Genomic DNA, 16,848 nt, shown 5'->3' on the forward strand with positions numbered 1-16,848 from the left:
TCTTTTAAAACATAGTGCTATTGAACTTGGGCAACAAGTAACTGTATGGTGGGCCTGTACACTTGGTTCAAAATCATTTTTCCACGGGCAAGAATGCATTTTGGGTATTTTTGTAGTAAGTACGCATGTTATCAACTACTTTAGTCGTCCCAGTCTTTTCAGCATATTTTGCAACGCTTTCGCGTCGGTCATTTTGAATTGCCCCAGCAACTCTAGCTGATGGTCATGGGCCACCTGGACCAGATCGTGATAAACCTTTTGACCTGAGGGCGTTAGCTGCAACAGTTCACGTCGGCGATCCTTTGCATCGGTGTCGCGTTTCAGCCAGCGGCGGTGTTCCAGTTTTGTGATCGCTCGGCTGATTTTTGTTTTGTGCATCTTGGACCGCGCGCTGATTTCCTGGGCGGTCAGGGTGCCGAAGCGGCCAAGGTGAAACAGAACGCGCCATTCGGTGCGCAGCATGCCGTAGCGGTCCTTATAGTGTTTCTGAAAGGCCAGACTGCATTCCTCGGCCGCCTGGTTCAGCAGATAGGGCAGAAAATCGGTCAGGTCGAAGTCATCCGGGGGCAGGTCATTCTTCATGGGGGTTGACTTAGGGCTTGTTAGTTACAAATGCAACAGTTAGCGGAGTGCTGTGGGAGGGCCGCGATATGAATGATCAATCTGCGACGTTGGTAGAGGCTGAGGGCGATCAGCCGCTATTGTTGAAGCCAAGCTATATGCCCGGCTTTGGCAATGATTTTGAGACCGAGGCGCTGCCCGGCGCGCTGCCACAGGGCCAGAACAGCCCGCAGAAGTGCAACTATGGGCTATATGCCGAACAGCTGTCCGGCACACCATTCACCGCGCCTCGGGGGCAGAATGAACGCACCTGGTGTTATCGCATCCGCCCGTCGGTCAAACACACGGGGCGGTTTGAAAAGATTGATCTAAGCTATTGGAAAAGCGCGCCGAATGTTGATCCTGATGTCATCAGTCTGGGCCAATATCGGTGGGACCCGGTGCCCCATTCCGATGCGCCGCTGACGTTCCTGACGGGCATGCGGACGATGACGACGGCGGGGGATGTGAACACTCAGGTGGGCATGGCCGCGCATGTTTATCTGATCACACAGTCGATGCAGGACGAATATTTCTATTCCGCTGACAGTGAGCTGCTGATCGTCCCGCAAGACGGGCGGTTGCGCTTTGCGACTGAGCTGGGGATCATCGATCTGGAGCCGCAGGAGATCGCCATTCTGCCGCGCGGCATGCTGTTCAGGGTCGAGGTGCTTGAGGGGCCTTGTCGCGGGTTCGTTTGCGAGAACTATGGGGCGAAATTCGATCTGCCAAGCCGCGGTCCGATTGGCGCGAACTGCCTGGCCAACCCGCGGGATTTCAAGACACCGGTTGCTGCTTTTGAGGATCGCGATGCCCGGTCACGAGTTGTGATCAAATGGTGCGGGCAGTTTCATGAAACATGGATCGATCACAGCCCGCTGGATGTGGTGGCCTGGCATGGAAACTATGCCGCCTGTAAATATGATCTGCGGACCTTTAGCCCGGTGGGGGCGATCTTGTTTGATCATCCCGATCCGTCGATTTTCACCGTTCTGACCGCGCCAAGCGGGGTGGAGGGCACGGCGAATATCGATTTTGTGCTGTTTCGTGATCGTTGGAACGTGGCCGAGAATACTTTCCGCCCGCCGTGGTATCACAAGAATATCATGTCCGAGTTGATGGGGAATATTCACGGAATTTATGACGCCAAGCCCAAGGGTTTCGTGCCCGGTGGGATGAGCCTGCATAACATGATGCTGCCCCATGGGCCCGATCAGCCCGCGTTCGAGGGGGCGTCAAATGCTGATCTGCAGCCGCAGAAGCTGGAAAACACGATGTCATTCATGTTTGAGACACGGTTTCCGCAGCACCTGACTGAATTAGCCGCGAACGAAGCGCCGTTGCAGGATGATTATATCGATTGCTGGGATGGGCTTGAAAAGAAATTCGACGGTACGCCGGGTGAGAAGTGATTTCTTTGAGTGTCTGTGGGGGCCAGCCCCCACGCCCCCAGAGTATTTTGGCCAAGAAGAAGATGTATGAAGATTGCGACAATAAAAGGTGAGGGCGCTGATGGGGTGCTGGGCGTTGTCTCGGATGATTTGACGAGCATTCAAAGCTGTTCAGCTGCGACGTTGCAGGTCGCGCTGGATGGCACGGGATTTGAGTTGGGCGAAGGGCAGCAGGCTTTTGATCAGGCGGAGTGCCTGTCACCCCTGCCGCGGGCGTATCAGTTTCTGGATGGTTCGGCCTATGTGAACCATGTCGAACTGGTTCGGCGGGCGCGGGGGGCGAAGATGCCGGACAGTTTTTGGACCGATCCGCTGATGTATCAGGGATGTTCGGACAGCTTCCTGAACCCCTCGGACGACATTGTCGGTGATCCGGCCTGGGGCATTGATTTTGAGGCTGAGGTGGCGGTGATCACGGGCCATGTGCGGATGGGTGCAAGTCGGGATGAGGCAGCTGCGGCGATTAAGTTGGTGATGCTGTGCAATGATATCAGCCTGCGCAATCTGATCCCGGGCGAACTGGCCAAGGGTTTTGGCTTTGTCCAGTCGAAGCCGCCCTGCGCCTTTTCCCCCGTGGCCGTCACGCCGGATGCCCTACCGGGCTGGGACGGCGGTAAGTTGCATGGTGTCGTCAAGGTGGATCTGAACGGCCAGCCCTTTGGGCGGTCGGATGCGGGCGTTGATATGACCTTTGATTTCCCCACCCTAATCGCCCATGCCGCCAAAACGCGGCCCCTTGCGGCGGGTACGATCATCGGGTCGGGGACCGTGTCAAACAAGCTGGACGGCGGCCCCGGCAAACCCGTGGATCAGGGCGGGGCGGGCTATTCGTGCATCGCCGAACAGCGGATGGTCGAAACGATCCTGGACGGTGCGCCCAAGACACCGTTTCTGCAACCGGGCGATCACGTGAAAATCTGGATGGAGGATGACACGGGTCAGTCCATCTTTGGGGAAATCAGCCAGACGGTGCGTGCGCTATGAGCCTAAAGCGCACCTTGCCAATCCTTCACCGCATCCAGCGGATAGATCAGCATCAGCACGTTCAGCGCCAGACCGTCGCGGATCAGCCAGTGGGTCAAAACCTCAAAAAATACTACGATCGCGATGCTGACCCAGACCGGCAGCCGCCGCGCCAGCCAAAAGCCGATCAGCATTGCTGCCATATCGGACACGGAATTGACGACGCTGTCACCGTAATAATCAAGCGAGATCGTGACCTCTCGGTATCGTTCGATGACGGCGTTGGTGTTTTCGACAATTTCCCACGCGGCTTCGACTGCAGTCGCAATCACCAGCCGCCAGCCAATGGATATGCGCCGCGCCACCAGCCAAAGCGCACCGTAAAACAAAAGCCCGTGGATCAGATGCGACGGCGTGTACCAGTCGATGATATGCTGCGATCCTTCGGACGACATCAGTTCGAAATGCCACGGCTTGATCGTGCCGCATTTACACATTGGTTCGCGGCCCATCCAAAGCAGGACGGCGGCCATGGCCATAATAAGTGCGGCGGTGATCCAATAGGGAAGCATACGTTTTGTCATGTCGAACAGCGTTCACGATATCTGAGGCAGTTGTCGAGTATGGAAAACCAGAGGTGAAGCAATGATGATCAAGACTGTTGATCACGTGCAACTGTCGATGCGCGCGGATGATACGGACGCCATGCGTGATTTCTATCTTGATGTACTTGCCATGATTGAGGTCGAAAAGCCGCATGCATTGGAAGCAAGGGGTGGGTTTTGGGTCAAGGCTGGCATGATGAATATACATTTCGGCGTTGATGATAGCTTTGTTGCGCAGAAAAAGCCGCATATTGCACTTGGCACGGATGACCTTGATGACTTGGCAGCGCGATTCGAACAGCGAAACCTTGCAGTAACTTGGGATACTAAAATTCCCGATATTCGACGTTTTTTCAGTGTCGATCCAGCGGGGAACAGGATTGAATTAATGGAGGTACGGCAGTGAGCAAAGCATTCGCAAGCGCGGACGATATGGAAGAAAAGCAGATCAGTTTCACCGAGGTGGGCGAGGGGCTTTATGCCTTCACAGCCCAGGGCGATCCGAACAGCGGCGTGATCATTGGCGATGATAGCGTTATGGTGGTTGAGGCGCAGGCGACGCCGCGTTTGGCGCAGAAGGTGATCGACTGCATTCGCGGGGTGACGGACAAACCGATCACCCATCTGGCGCTGACCCATTATCACGCGGTCCGGGTTCTGGGGGCCAGTGCCTATGGCGCGCCGCAGGTCATCATGTCGGACAAAGCCCGCGCCATGGTCGTCGAACGCGGGGCCGAGGATTGGGCCAGTGAATTCGAACGCTTTCCGCGTCTGTTTCAGGGGCACGAAGAAATCCCCGGCCTGACATGGCCCACGACGACCTTCAGCGACCGGATGACGGTTTATCTGGGCAACCGGAAGGTCGAGATCATGCACCTGGGCCGTGCGCATACGGCGGGCGACGCCGTGATCTGGGTGCCCGATGCCGAGGTGATGTTTACCGGCGATATCGTCGAATATCACTCGGCCTGCTACTGCGGGGATGGGCATTTCGCCGACTGGGGTCGTACTCTGAATGCGGTGGCGGGATATCAGCCAAAGTCTATTGCGCCGGGGCGCGGCGATGCTTTGGTTGGCGATCAGATGGTGGGTGCCGCGATTGAGAATACCCGCGATTTCGTCCAAAGCACGTATCGCCCCGCGGCTCAGGTCGCTGCGCGTGGCGGGTCACTGAAAGACGCGATGGAAGCCGTGCGCGATGCCTGTGACGCGAAGTTCGGCGATTACGCGATCTATGAACACTGCCTGCCCTTCAACGTCGCCCGCGCCTATGATGAGGCCCGCGGCATCGACACCCCCCGCATCTGGACGGCCGAGCGGGACAAACAGATGTGGGAGGATTTGCAGGGGTGATGACGTGGATTTTAACTGAGTGTTAAGCAACTAAAGGATGACAATGTCACAAACCTGCAGTGAGGATAGGCATCATCGATTGGACCGAATTCAAAGTCGCCATAGTCAAGGCTACGGTCGTTTTGTTGCCCTCCTACACCGCTGCTTATCTTACCGGGCAGATGGTTTGGGTCGTTCCCACGTTAGCCGCATCCGGTTTTCTGGCGGCATCTATTCAGAAGATCGATACAGCCGAAACGCGCGTGGAGCAGGAAGCGGATTTCGAGACAGATGTTCAGACAAATGTTTACAAGGAAGCAGAAGTTGCTGGTTAGAAGATAGCCTTGATGTTCCATTCGGCACTAGAAATCCGGTAGCGCCGGCCCGAGGGTGGCGCAATCGCGCCGCCCTGGGGGCGGGTCGGCGCGGCCCGGTGGTGCCCACCGGGCGAGTTTTCTATGCTGCAGCAGTGAACCGTAGCGAAAGTAAGGGTAATATCATGAAAACAAAAGCTATTATGGCAATCCTGGCTATGGTCGTACTGACCGGTTGCGGCGTGCCGCTGGTGCCGATTATCTGACAGGTGACGCGATGCCCTATGACTACAAACCCTTTCCCTACATTGCTCCCCCCGGTCTGACGGGACCCGAGCCACGCCATGCGGTGGCGATTATCGGGGCGGGGCCGATTGGGTTGGCTCTGGCGATTGATCTGGCGACCAAGGGGGTCAGCAACGTGGTGCTGGATGACAACAACGTCGTCTCGGTCGGGTCGCGCGCGATTTGCTGGGCCAAGCGGACGCTGGAAATCTTTGACCGCCTTGGCGTTGGCGAACGGATGCTGGCCAAGGGTGTAACCTGGCAGGTGGGGCGGCTGTTTTATGGCGCGGATGAGGTCTATGCCTTTGATCTGCTGCCTGAAGACGGCCACAAATACCCTGCCTTCATCAATCTGCAGCAATATTATGTCGAAGAATACCTGATCGACCGCGCGCGGGACTTCCCTGACCTGATCGATCTGCGCTTTAAGAACGCGGTCACAGACCATCAGGATCGCGGCGACCATGTGGCCCTGATGGTCGAGACGCCGGATGGATCGTACCAGCTTGAGGCGCAATATTGCGTCGCCTGTGATGGCGCGGGATCGCCCACGCGCAAACGGATGGGGCTGGCGTTTGAGGGGCAGACATTCGACGAACATTTCCTGATCGCCGATGTCGAGATGGACGACAGCCCCTTTGGCACCGATACCCCCGAACGCTGGTTCTGGTTCGAACCACCCTTTCACAACGGCCAGTCCGCGCTGCTGCATCGTCAACCCGACAACATCTATCGCATTGACCTGCAACTGGGCCCCGAGACCGACCCGAAGTCTGAGGCAACCGAAGAAAAGGTCATCCCCCGCATCCGCGCGATGGTGGGCGACCGGCCCTTTCGACTGGATTGGATGAGCGTCTATAAATTCCGCTGTGCCAAGCTGGATCAATTCGTCCACGGCCGCATGATCTTTGCCGGTGACAGCGCCCATGTGGTCAGCCCCTTTGGTGCGCGGGGCGGGAATGGTGGTATTCAGGATGTCGATAACTTGGGCTGGAAACTGGCGCGCGTGGTGCAGGGGCAGTCCGATGCCAGCCTGTTGGACAGTTATGATCAGGAGCGGCGGCACTGCTGTGACGAAAACATTCTGAATTCGTCACGGGCCACGAACTTCATGACCCCAAAATCGCCGATCGAGGCGCTGTTTCGGCAAGAGGTTCTACGACTGGCCCACGACATGCCCTTTGCGCGGCGGCTGATCAACTCGGGCCGTTTGTCGATGCCGGGGTCCCTGGCCGGGTTGCCGTTGCAAACTGCGAATACTGCGCCGATCCGACCTGGCACAGCCATAATGGATGCGCCATTGGCCAATCATGTGTGGTTGCTGGATGCAGTGCAGGGCCGTTTCGTATTGACGGGCTTCGGAAATGTTGCATTGCCTGATATTGATGGAATTGATCGTATTGGCATAGAGCAGGCTGCCCAAAATTATCCTGTTTACGATGCGATAGATAATTTGGCGTTGGATCGTTATGGTGCAGATATAGCCTACCTTTTTCGTCCAGATGGCCATGTGGCGGCAGCATTTTTTGATCCGACACCGCAAGCCGTTGCGAAAGCCTATGCGCGGGCGTGTGGCAAGATAGATGGGGACGTGTAATGCAAAATGATAATCTTGGCGTAGAAGGCGATGGGATTTATGCGGCTCTTATGGCTGCACACCAGGGATTGACTGAAGCAGAAAGCCACGCCCTGAATGCACGATTAGTTTTGATTATGGCAAATGAAATCGGCGACGGACAAAAATTGAAAACCATTTTTTCAACCGCCGGGCAATACGCTGAAACTTGATGCTATGTCGCGTCTTCCGATTCATCGCCGTCGGTACCGTTAGGGTAAACAAGCCCGGCTGAAATAACCAGTTTGGCCGCGTCCTCGACGCTCATGTCCAATTCGATGATATCTTCAGTCGGAAAAAACAGCAAAAAGCCAGACGTGGGGTTCGGGGTCGTTGGAACGAAAACGCTTGTCATGCTTTCTGCCCCACCGCGTTCCAGAATTTCGCCTTTGGTACTGGTTGAAATAAAGCCAACGGCCCAGATACCACGGCGCGGATATTCGATCAGACAGGCCTTGTCGAAACTGGTGTCAGATTGCGCGAATACGGTTTCGGCGATTTGCTTGACGCCGCCGTAAATCGACCGCACCACAGGTGTGCGTTGCACCAGATGTTCTGCCCAACGGATCAGTGATTTACCGATCAGCCCTTTGGCAACCCAACCTACAAAAATGGTGAAAATCAGGAATATGATAACACCAACACCGCGCAGATTGATGCCAATATATTGTTCAGGCTTTAGCTGTGAGGGCACCAGCGGCAAGACAAATCCATCAATCCACCCCACGACTGTCCAGATCAGCCATGCGGTCAGACCAATAGGCGCAATCACGACGATCCCGGTCAGAAAACTTGCGCGTAGGCCTGCGAAAATACCACGTTTTTGGATGGGCGGTTCTTTGTCAAATGGGGTCGTCATGGGCAGAGTAATCCTGAAAATCTTCTAAAAAATCACTTAAGCTCTTTCACATCATTCTACAATCACAGCACCACTTTTAGCGATGAATCGGCAGTTTGTGTCATCAATTCGTGTGCAATCTTGGCCGCAAGGCGCGCATTGTTCAGAACAAGTGCAGTATTAGCCTTTAACGATGCTCCATCGGTCAGCTCAAAAATGCGTTGCAACAGAAAAGGCGTGACAGCTTTGCCAGACAAACCCAGGCGGTGTGCCTCGGCCAAAGCCTTTTCGATCAGGGGCAATATCTTTTCATTAGGTATTTCATCGGCTTCGGGAATGGGATTTGCCACCAGTTGACCGCCCGGCAAATCCAGCGCCTGCCGCATCAGATGGGCCCGCGCGATATCGGCAGACGTGTCCATGCGCAGTGGTGCTTTTAGATCCGAATTACGCGACCAGAATGCAGGCAGTTTGCTTTGACCAAAGGCAATGACAGGGACGCCAAGGGTTTCCAGGACCTCAAGCGTTTTGGACAGATCCAGAATGGCTTTGGCCCCGGCGGCGACCACTGTAACCGGTGTTTGCGCCAGTTCCTGCAGATCGGCCGAGATGTCGAATGTTTCTTCTGCGCCGCGATGCACCCCGCCAATGCCGCCGGTGGCAAACACGTGAATGCCGGCAAAGCGCGCGGCAATCATGGTGGCCGCAACTGTCGTGGCCCCGGTGCCACCCGTGGCGATGCAGGTGGCAAGATCGGCGCGCGACAGCTTTGCGACACCCTTTGCCTGCGCCAGTTGGTCCAGTTCAGCACTGGTCAAACCGATATGAAGTGTGCCGTTCATCACGGCGATGGTGGCAGGCACAGCACCGTTTTCGCGCACAGTTTTTTCGACCAGCGTCGCAGTTTCCACGTTTTGCGGATGCGGCATGCCGTGGGTAATGATTGTGCTTTCCAGTGCCACAATAGGCTTTCCGGTTTCACGCGCATCAATTACATCTGGGGAAAAGGCGATTGGGATCATAGGGGTGTTTCTCCGGAGACATAGATTGCGGCAGTTTGCAGGGCTTTTTCCAGCGCGGCTTGCGAGTCTGCCCCTTGGGTTTCGGCAGCGATGTGGGCGGCCATGAAGGTGTCACCGGCCCCTGTGACACGTGTGACCAGAACTTTGGGCGGGCAGGCGGTCAGCAACTGGCCAACACGTGCCTCGGCTGCCGTTTCGCCGCCATTGGTGACCAGCACGCGCGCGGCACCTTTTTCGACTAAAGTGCGCGCGGCGGTTGGGGCATCATCGAAATTCTGGTGACACAACAGCGATGCTTCTTCCAGATTTACGTAAAGCGTCGCGCGGTTGTTGCGTAACAGGGGCATCAGCCGTTCGGCCTTGCCAGGCGATGCCGGGGCCACTCGCAGATCAGCTTTGGCAAACAGTGGGCTTTGGGCAATCTGTTCCAGCAATTGCAGCGTCAGATTGCCATCCAGTGCGACCGGTCCGTCATAAGGGGCTGTTTCACTGCCAAGCTGTCCGTCAGACAAGGGGCGCAGTATCTTATCGCCAGCAGCTTCCAATGAATGCGCATCGGCAATGGCGGCGATCAGACCATTTGCGCCCTCAATCGCCATATAACGATCTGTCGGCAAATCCTGCGAGACATAGACATGATCTGTGTTCAGCCCAAGCCCGCTGCAAGCGGATATCAGATCGCGACCTTCCGCATCCTGCCCGACAGCTGTCAGCAAAATGGGGCGTAGGCCAAAGCGGGCTAGTGTCATGGCGATGTTCATCGCAACCCCGCCTGGCAACCGCGTTATGCGTCCTGGAACATCCGCGCCCTGGCTCATGTGACTGGGGCACCGCCCGATCATGTCCCACAAAACGGATCCGATACACAAAATATCAACAGAATGTGGCAGTGTTTTCGTCATACCATGGCTTATTGCGGAACCGCAAAGGTAAGGGAAGCCCAGAGTGTTTCCCAAACTGCATCTTTTTCAGCGGCAATTGCATCGGACGGGATACGTAACACAACTGCATCAACCAAATAGTCATGCCCGGCTTTTACGGGAATTGTCACACGCCCTGTTTTATCTGTCCGGTGAAGGGTGACGTTAACATCGCCCTGTGGCGTCCGTTCAAACAGTTCAACCTGCACGTTGGGGCGGGGGGCATCCTGATACAGCAATTGCAATGGCAAGCCCTGATCCATTGGGTCGACATATGGATTGGCCAGCGCGATGAACTCAGTCTCAAGCCCGGTCTTTTGATCCGCGCCCGCGCCATCGCCGACTGCGACCAATGCTTTGCAAAAGCGTGTGTATAACTCTTTGAAATCTGTATCGGGCAAATTACGCGCCTGATGACGCGCTGTGATATTTGAAAAATCCTTGTGCTTTGCAAATTGCAAGAATTTTTCCCATTCCTGATACGTAAGCGTTGAGACAGTGCTTTGATAGGAAAAGATATGCAGCCCACTTGGCAAGACACGTGGCGATACCGCGGGCCGATCTCCAAGCCGACCTGCGACATCATGCTTTATGCCCTGATGCCAGCGATCAAACAGCGCAAACCGACGCGGGCTATAGACCAGATCGCTGCCATCAAACAGTTCGCCATTTCGTATCGAAAGTGAAACTTCAGTGCCATTTTGGACTTGAAATTCGGTGGAATCCAGCCAGAACTCATGTGCAAGAACGGGCAGGGGTAAAAGGAAGAAAACGATGATCCATTTCATGGGCTTAAGGGTGTGGATGATTGCGGTGGTGTCAACCCTGCTGTTCGCTGTAACTGCGCAATCGCATGAAATTGATCCAACCGTGACAGATGTTATCCTCGACGATGGTCGCGTCACCTTGCAGGTCACGCTGAACCTTGAAGCCTTTGTGGCGGGCATTGATTTGGAAACCATCGAAAACACCGACGCCTCGGAAAATTCAGCTGATTATGATGCACTGCGCGTTTTACCGCCCGAAGATATACGCGCTGAATTCATGGCATACTGGTCGCAGATGCAAAGCCGTCTGATTGTTATGTCAGAAGGGCAGATGTTGCAGTTTGAACTGCAATCGGTCGAAATCCCGCCCGTTGGCAATGCCGAACTGCCGCGACAATCAATAGTGACGATGGCTGCGGATCACCCGACAAACGCGCCCGTGCAGGTCGGATGGGATCGATCCCTTGGCAGCATGATCTTGCGACAGATCGGGCCGGACGAAGATGCCTTTACCGGATATCTTGCCCCTGGTCAGCTAAGCCCGCCTTTGTCGCGCAATCAGGCAGCCGCGGAAAACGGATGGCAGACATTCATGCGCTATATTCCTGTGGGGTTTGATCATATCGTCCCCAAGGGGCTGGACCATATTCTGTTCGTTTTGGGGCTTTTCTTTCTGACAGCCCGTCTTGGGGGGCTGTTATGGCAGGTGTCTGCTTTTACACTGGCCCACACGGTGACTTTGGCGCTTGGCGTGACGGGGCTGGTCAATGTGCCTGCGGAAATCGTGGAACCGCTGATCGCGGCATCCATCGTCTATGTCGCAGTGGAAAACCTGTTCACGGATGGGTTAAAGCCGTGGCGGCCTGTTGTGATTTTTGGCTTTGGTTTGCTGCACGGTCTTGGATTTGCAAGTGTCTTGGGGCAATTCGGTCTGCCCGACGGGCAACTGATTGCAGCCTTGATCGGCTTTAATGTGGGGGTCGAGTTGGGCCAACTGGCTGTGATCGCAGTTGCATTTTTAGCGGTTGGTTTATGGTTTCGCAACAAGCCGTGGTACAAACCCTATATTGCAAAACCCGCATCCTGCCTTATCGCAGCCGTTGGCGCATTCTGGTTTATTGAACGGGTTTTCCTTGCATAGAAAGAATGTTCGATATGTCGAGGGGTTAGCTGATCAGACCCTGATTTTGTGTGACTAGACCCACACCAAGTCACGTCAACCATGAAGCATTTATATCGCAGCCCTAAGGTTTTTTGCCTTGAAACATCTGGGCATTCTTAAGCCAGTTTCTTTCAGAGCATCTCGCAATTCGTCCGACATCAGCAAGGATTTTGGATACCGCACTTCTCGCCAGAGATGGATGTTGGTTAGCTTTGAGGGATCAATAGTAATGTCCTTTTTAAAATATACGATACGTTTGTCGGTATTTTCCGGATCGGTTACAAATTTATCGACAGTTGATTGATCATCCACGATACTGTCGCGTGTTTCTGTCACATTAATCGCATAGCAGGGTGGATCATGCGGCGTTCCGTTGCGGTGGCGGACCTCAATTGGGAAAAACTGATGCAGTCCCGGGTCCAGCTGTTCGATCAGATCACGAAACGGCTTTTGTACTATGTAAAGACCATCTTGAACCATAAAACTGGCTGGTAAACTATCGCGTGCTTTGCTTAATTTAAAAGTTTTGGGGACTTCATCTGAACCGAGTTTACGAGTACCCTCAGCATAGACACTCGAAAGATTTGCTCGAGTATTTAAGTCAGGGATTTGTTCCTCAAACCCAATGAAACCGCCAATTTGGAATTGGGGCCCAACAATCTGCAGATCAAATACATAGGTCATGTTTTTTTTTGTCTTTACTTTATCGCCATGCGAAGACTTTCATCTATAAAACCGCCAAACTCGAAGCGCCGACATTGCGAATTTAAGGTCTAATCCAAAGCACTTCTGAAACTGCTGCGAAAGATGGTCTGTAGCTCTGATAAAGGCGCATCTGATTTGCCAAACCAAACGGTGTCACCCGTAAAGCGGCCGACGGTTTGGATGGTGACACCGGCCTGTCCAGCTGCGATCATCAATGCCTCGGCCTGATCGAAGTTGCAGGCGATCAGGTAACGCGCCTGATCTTCGCCAAACAGGGTGGGTGTGTCGCTGGCGTCCAACTGTACGCCCACGCCACCCGCCTCGGCCATTTCGAACGCGGCCAGGGCAAGGCCCCCGTCAGACAGATCGGTGCAGGCTTTGATCATATCAATATTGTCACGGATGAAATCGCCATTGCGTTTTTCGGCGTCCAGATCAACGATAGGCGCGTCGCCCTCTTCGCGGTTAAAGACCTCGGCCAAAAGGGCCGATTGCCCCAGATGTCCTGTTGTTTCGCCGACCAGCAATGCAACATGCCCGTCGCGTGCGGTGTCGTTGATGATCTGATCCTGCGTCAACAGACCCACAGCCCCGATGGTTGGTGTGGGCAGGATCGCACTGCCATCCGTTTCGTTATAAAGGCTGACGTTGCCGGACACGATGGGCATATCCAGCGCTTTGACGGCTTCACCGATGCCCTGAATGGCGCCCACGAATTGCCCCATGATTTCAGGTTTTTCAGGGTTGCCGAAATTCATGTTATCGGTCGTGGCCAGGGGGCGGGCGCCCACGGCTGTCAGATTGCGATAGGCTTCGGCCACGGCCTGTTTGCCGCCCTCAACCGGGTTGGCCTTGACATAGCGGGGGGTCACATCGCTGGTAAAGGCCAGCGCCTTTTCCGTGCCATGCACGCGGACAATGCCCGCGCCAAGGCCGGGTGTGCGGACCGTATCGGCCATGACCATGGTGTCATATTGTTCGTAAACCCATTGCTTGGCCGCATAATTCGGGCTGGCCAGCAGAGCTTTCAGACCGTCGATTGGCTCAATTTCGGGCACATCCCCAAGCGGATCGGCCTGCGGAGTTGGTTCCCAAGGGCGGTCATATTCGGGGGCCTCGGACGACAGTTTGGACAGCGGTAAATCAGCTTTCAGTTCACCATTCAGCATGATGACAAAGCGGTCTTCGGCAATCGTTTCGCCCACAATCGCAAAATCCAGATCCCATTTGTCAAAGACGGCCTTTGCCTCGGACTCAAGCTCGGGCTTTAGCACCATCAGCATGCGTTCCTGGGATTCCGACAGCATCATCTCATAGGCTGTCATATTCTCTTCCCGCACGGGGACCTTTTCCAGATCCAGCCGCACGCCCAGACCGCCCTTGTCGCCCATCTCAACGGCCGAGCATGTCAGCCCCGCCGCGCCCATATCCTGGATCGAAATCACAGCGCCGGTGGCCATCAGCTCAAGCGTGGCCTCCATCAGGCGCTTTTCGGTGAAGGGGTCGCCTACCTGAACCGTGGGGCGTTTTTCTTCGATGCTTTCGTCAAATTCCGCGCTGGCCATCGTTGCGCCACCGACACCGTCGCGGCCTGTTTTGGCGCCCAGATAGACGACGGGCATCCCAACACCCGAAGCGGCCGAATAGAAGATCTTATCCGCATCCGCCAGACCGGCGGCAAAGGCGTTGACTAGACAGTTGCCATTGTAGGCAGGGTGAAAGCGCACCTCGCCCCCCACGGTCGGCACGCCGAAACAGTTGCCATAGCCGCCGATGCCCTCGACCACGCCATTGACCAACTGGCGGGTTTTGGGATGCGCGGGTTCGCCAAATGATAGTGAGTTCATCGCCGCAATCGGCCGCGCGCCCATGGTGAACACATCGCGCAGAATGCCCCCCACACCGGTTGCAGCGCCCTGATAAGGTTCAATATAACTGGGGTGGTTGTGGCTTTCCATTTTGAACACAACTGCCTGACCGTCGCCGATATCGACAACGCCCGCATTTTCACCCGGCCCGCAGATAACCTGAGGCCCCTCGGTCGGCAGCGTCCGCAGCCATTTTTTTGAGGACTTGTAAGAACAATGTTCGTTCCACATGGCCGAAAAAATCCCAAGCTCGGTAAAGCTCGGCTCGCGACCAATGATATCCAAAATGCGTTGGTATTCGTCGGGGCTAAGGCCGTGGGCCGTTATCAAATCGGGCGTAATCGCCGGGTCGGTCATTGCTATAGTGTCCCCATCAGGCATTGATTGGGGGTGTCATAATCCAAGGGGCCAGAATGGGAAAGGGTGGTTATTCAGAAGATCGCGCATTATTTGAGCATGTCGCTGATACGGCTGACACATTCCGTATCCATGTGACCCAAGCGTTGACAGATAAGGTCTGCTGGTCGGGTTGGGCGGCATTCCTACCGCCCGGGTTAATCAGCGAACGCCCATCAAGCCTTGCCCTTATAAATCTCAACCAGTTTGCCTAGCATATCCAGCGCGTCGGCTTTATCGCGTTGAAAGCTGTTGCGACCGATGATTGATCCGTTGCCGCCCCCATCGCGGATGGCGCGGGCATCATCATAAACACTGTCGGTGCCCTTTTTTGCCCCGCCTGAAAATACGACGATCCGGCGACCAGCAAAGCTGGACTGCATGCAGTTCTTTACGCGATCAGCCTGAGTGGCGATGTCAATTTTCTGCTCTTCATAGACCTTTTTAGCCTCGGGCAATTCCAAATGATCTGTGGACAGTTTGATCTTGATGATATGAGCGCCCAAAAGGGCGGCGATTTGCGCGGCATAAGCAGCAATATCAATCGCCGTTTCACCATTTTTGCTAATCGCTTCGCCGCGTGGATAGGACCAGATCACAGTCGCCACACCTTTTGCTGCAGCTTCCTTGCGGATTTCGACGATTTCTTCGAACATATCCAGCGCCATATCGGACCCCGGGTAAATCGTGAACCCGATCGCAGCACAGCCCAGACGCAGCGCGTCATCGACGCTGGCGGTCACGGCCTGATTTTTGCCAGCCGTATCTGACATCAGTGAATTGGCTGAATTGGCTTTCAGGATCGTCGGAATTTGTCCGGCAAAGGTATCGGCCCCGGCTTCAAGCATGCCCAAAGGCGCTGCATAGGCATTCAGCCCGGCATCAATCGCCAACTGATAATGGTAATGCGGATCATATCCCGGGGCGTTTGGCGCGAAGCTGCGCGCGGGCCCATGTTCGAAACCCTGATCGACAGGAAGGATAATCATCTTGCCCGTACCGCCAAGCTTGCCGTGCATCAGCATCTGACACAGCTTCCCTTTCACACCGGGTGTTTCGCCTTCATAATTTGCCAAAATGCGTTGGACGGTCCGTGTTGCTCTCATGCTCAAATCCCCTGTGGCTTGATTTCCTTAACGGCCTAGCGAGACGGGCGGCGGGTTGCAAACACGTTAGCGCGAACAGCTGCATTGATAGCGCCAACAGATCGGCTGAAAGGTGCCTAACTACCTTTGGATAGGAAATATTTCGCTATTCTGGTGACAAAACTGCGTGGTGAAATTCTGGGCAGAAAGGCAAAAACCTTGTTCTGGAAACCAGTCACGACAATCCGTTTGCCGCCCCGCATTCCGATCCAGCCCAGTTCCGCCACGGATCGCGCCGTTGGCAGTTTGCCCATATTGACCAATGTCACGTCGTGCATGTCCGCTTCGTTAAAGAAATTCGATTGGGTGGCGCCGGGACAAAGGGCGGTTATGGTCACTTTTGATCCGCGCAATTCTTCCGCAACTGCTTCGGACAGGGACAAAACATAAGCCTTGGTAGCATGATAGACCGCCATGTTCGGCCCCGGCATAAACGCTGCTGTGGACGCGACATTCAAGATACGACCCCCACCATTGTTTTGCATATGCGGAATGGCTTTTTTCATAAGATAGGTTAGCGCCGTCATATTGACCTGTATCGATAACAGTTCGCGATCCCAATCCGTTCCATCCCCAAACACGCCGTTGCGTCCAAGGCCAGCGTTATTGACCAACACATCAACAATGCGCCCGTCCGCTGTGGCGCGATCCCAAAGGGCAGCTGTGTCTTCAATCCGGCTTAGGTCGGCAGGGATAACCTCAACCTGGACCGTATTGCTGCGCAAGTCTTCGGCCAATTGGTTCAGCTTGTCTTCCGAACGGGCCGCCAAAATCACGCTGCGGCCTTCTTTTGCGGCAATGCGGGCAAATTCCTTGCCGATGCCTTCGGATGCGCCGGTGATCAATGTCCAATGTTTCAT

General features: G+C 55.0%; 18 protein-coding genes. 8 read left to right on the forward strand and 10 right to left on the reverse strand.

The annotated features are described in order from the left end of the window. Positions 1-135 precede the first annotated feature (135 nt). Positions 136-582 carry a MarR family winged helix-turn-helix transcriptional regulator gene (locus HRQ87_RS09905; RefSeq protein ID WP_174137833.1) on the reverse strand — a complete coding sequence of 149 codons (447 nt, stop codon included), beginning with the start codon at positions 580-582 and terminating at the stop codon, positions 136-138. Between the two features lie 137 nt (positions 583-719). Here HRQ87_RS09905 and hmgA point away from each other — a divergent pair, with 137 nt between their 5' ends. Continuing rightward, entirely contained in the window at positions 720-2,012 is a 1,293-nt protein-coding gene (hmgA, locus tag HRQ87_RS09910; protein WP_217430435.1) for a homogentisate 1,2-dioxygenase, read from the forward strand. A gap of 66 nt (positions 2,013-2,078) precedes the next feature. Further along, positions 2,079-3,035, forward strand: a complete 957-nt coding sequence (locus HRQ87_RS09915; protein WP_174137837.1) for a fumarylacetoacetate hydrolase family protein — start codon at positions 2,079-2,081, stop codon at positions 3,033-3,035. A gap of 2 nt (positions 3,036-3,037) precedes the next feature. Here the strand turns inward: HRQ87_RS09915 and HRQ87_RS09920 are convergent, their stop codons facing one another. Then, positions 3,038-3,598 (reverse strand): DUF2585 domain-containing protein, encoded by a 561-nt coding sequence (locus tag HRQ87_RS09920; protein WP_174137839.1) that lies wholly within the window; start codon positions 3,596-3,598, stop codon positions 3,038-3,040. A 64-nt stretch (positions 3,599-3,662) separates the two neighbouring features. Here HRQ87_RS09920 and HRQ87_RS09925 point away from each other — a divergent pair, with 64 nt between their 5' ends. The 5 genes from HRQ87_RS09925 (at position 3,663) to HRQ87_RS09945 (ending at position 7,338) form a co-directional block, all read left to right on the forward strand. Beyond that, the gene (locus tag HRQ87_RS09925; protein ID WP_174137841.1) at positions 3,663-4,025 is read left to right on the forward strand and encodes a VOC family protein; all 363 of its coding nucleotides are present in this window, start codon (positions 3,663-3,665) and stop codon (positions 4,023-4,025) included. Then, the gene (locus tag HRQ87_RS09930; RefSeq protein WP_174137842.1) at positions 4,022-4,972 is read left to right on the forward strand and encodes an MBL fold metallo-hydrolase; all 951 of its coding nucleotides are present in this window, start codon (positions 4,022-4,024) and stop codon (positions 4,970-4,972) included. Before HRQ87_RS09925 ends, HRQ87_RS09930 begins: the two co-directional genes overlap by 4 nt. A 59-nt stretch (positions 4,973-5,031) precedes the next feature. Beyond that, positions 5,032-5,286 carry a hypothetical protein gene (locus tag HRQ87_RS09935; RefSeq protein ID WP_174137844.1) on the forward strand — a complete coding sequence of 85 codons (255 nt, stop codon included), beginning with the start codon at positions 5,032-5,034 and terminating at the stop codon, positions 5,284-5,286. Between the two features lie 256 nt (positions 5,287-5,542). Then, positions 5,543-7,147 carry an FAD-dependent oxidoreductase gene (locus tag HRQ87_RS09940; RefSeq protein ID WP_174137846.1) on the forward strand — a complete coding sequence of 535 codons (1,605 nt, stop codon included), beginning with the start codon at positions 5,543-5,545 and terminating at the stop codon, positions 7,145-7,147. Continuing rightward, positions 7,147-7,338: a DUF2783 domain-containing protein gene (locus HRQ87_RS09945; RefSeq protein ID WP_174137848.1), complete on the forward strand. Its 192-nt coding sequence runs from the start codon at positions 7,147-7,149 to the stop codon at positions 7,336-7,338. The genes HRQ87_RS09940 and HRQ87_RS09945 overlap by 1 nt, the downstream gene beginning before the upstream one ends. A gap of 2 nt (positions 7,339-7,340) precedes the next feature. On the opposite strand, the gene HRQ87_RS09950 is transcribed toward HRQ87_RS09945, so the two are convergent. From HRQ87_RS09950 to HRQ87_RS09965, 4 genes are all read right to left on the reverse strand, one after another. Next, positions 7,341-8,024 carry a DUF502 domain-containing protein gene (locus HRQ87_RS09950; RefSeq protein ID WP_174137850.1) on the reverse strand — a complete coding sequence of 228 codons (684 nt, stop codon included), beginning with the start codon at positions 8,022-8,024 and terminating at the stop codon, positions 7,341-7,343. Positions 8,025-8,086: 62 nt separating this feature from the next. After that, on the reverse strand, positions 8,087-9,025 hold the full coding sequence (locus HRQ87_RS09955) for a pseudouridine-5'-phosphate glycosidase (RefSeq protein ID WP_174137852.1): 939 nt from the start codon (positions 9,023-9,025) through the stop codon (positions 8,087-8,089). Beyond that, positions 9,022-9,927 carry a PfkB family carbohydrate kinase gene (locus HRQ87_RS09960; RefSeq protein WP_174137854.1) on the reverse strand — a complete coding sequence of 302 codons (906 nt, stop codon included), beginning with the start codon at positions 9,925-9,927 and terminating at the stop codon, positions 9,022-9,024. Before HRQ87_RS09960 ends, HRQ87_RS09955 begins: the two co-directional genes overlap by 4 nt. A gap of 8 nt (positions 9,928-9,935) precedes the next feature. Then, positions 9,936-10,733: a DUF4198 domain-containing protein gene (locus tag HRQ87_RS09965; RefSeq protein WP_174137856.1), complete on the reverse strand. Its 798-nt coding sequence runs from the start codon at positions 10,731-10,733 to the stop codon at positions 9,936-9,938. Here HRQ87_RS09965 and HRQ87_RS09970 point away from each other — a divergent pair. Continuing rightward, positions 10,720-11,853 carry a HupE/UreJ family protein gene (locus tag HRQ87_RS09970; protein ID WP_246252037.1) on the forward strand — a complete coding sequence of 378 codons (1,134 nt, stop codon included), beginning with the start codon at positions 10,720-10,722 and terminating at the stop codon, positions 11,851-11,853. The two genes, HRQ87_RS09965 and HRQ87_RS09970, sit on opposite strands and share 14 nt — an antisense overlap. Before the next feature lie 90 nt (positions 11,854-11,943). On the opposite strand, the gene HRQ87_RS09975 is transcribed toward HRQ87_RS09970, so the two are convergent. The 4 genes from HRQ87_RS09975 to HRQ87_RS09990 form a co-directional block, all read right to left on the reverse strand. Next, complete coding sequence (locus HRQ87_RS09975; RefSeq protein WP_174137858.1) at positions 11,944-12,558, reverse strand: imm11 family protein; 615 nt, start codon at positions 12,556-12,558, stop codon at positions 11,944-11,946. 89 nt (positions 12,559-12,647) lie between these two features. Further along, positions 12,648-14,804: a phosphoribosylformylglycinamidine synthase subunit PurL gene (purL, locus tag HRQ87_RS09980; RefSeq protein ID WP_174137860.1), complete on the reverse strand. Its 2,157-nt coding sequence runs from the start codon at positions 14,802-14,804 to the stop codon at positions 12,648-12,650. A 215-nt stretch (positions 14,805-15,019) separates the two neighbouring features. Beyond that, entirely contained in the window at positions 15,020-15,949 is a 930-nt protein-coding gene (locus tag HRQ87_RS09985) for a class I fructose-bisphosphate aldolase (protein ID WP_174137862.1), read from the reverse strand. A gap of 116 nt (positions 15,950-16,065) precedes the next feature. Further along, positions 16,066-16,848 carry an SDR family NAD(P)-dependent oxidoreductase gene (locus HRQ87_RS09990; RefSeq protein ID WP_174137864.1) on the reverse strand — a complete coding sequence of 261 codons (783 nt, stop codon included), beginning with the start codon at positions 16,846-16,848 and terminating at the stop codon, positions 16,066-16,068.

It is taken from the genome of Parasulfitobacter algicola (genome assembly GCF_013315265.1).
Classification (GTDB): Bacteria; Pseudomonadota; Alphaproteobacteria; order Rhodobacterales; family Rhodobacteraceae; genus Parasulfitobacter; species Parasulfitobacter algicola.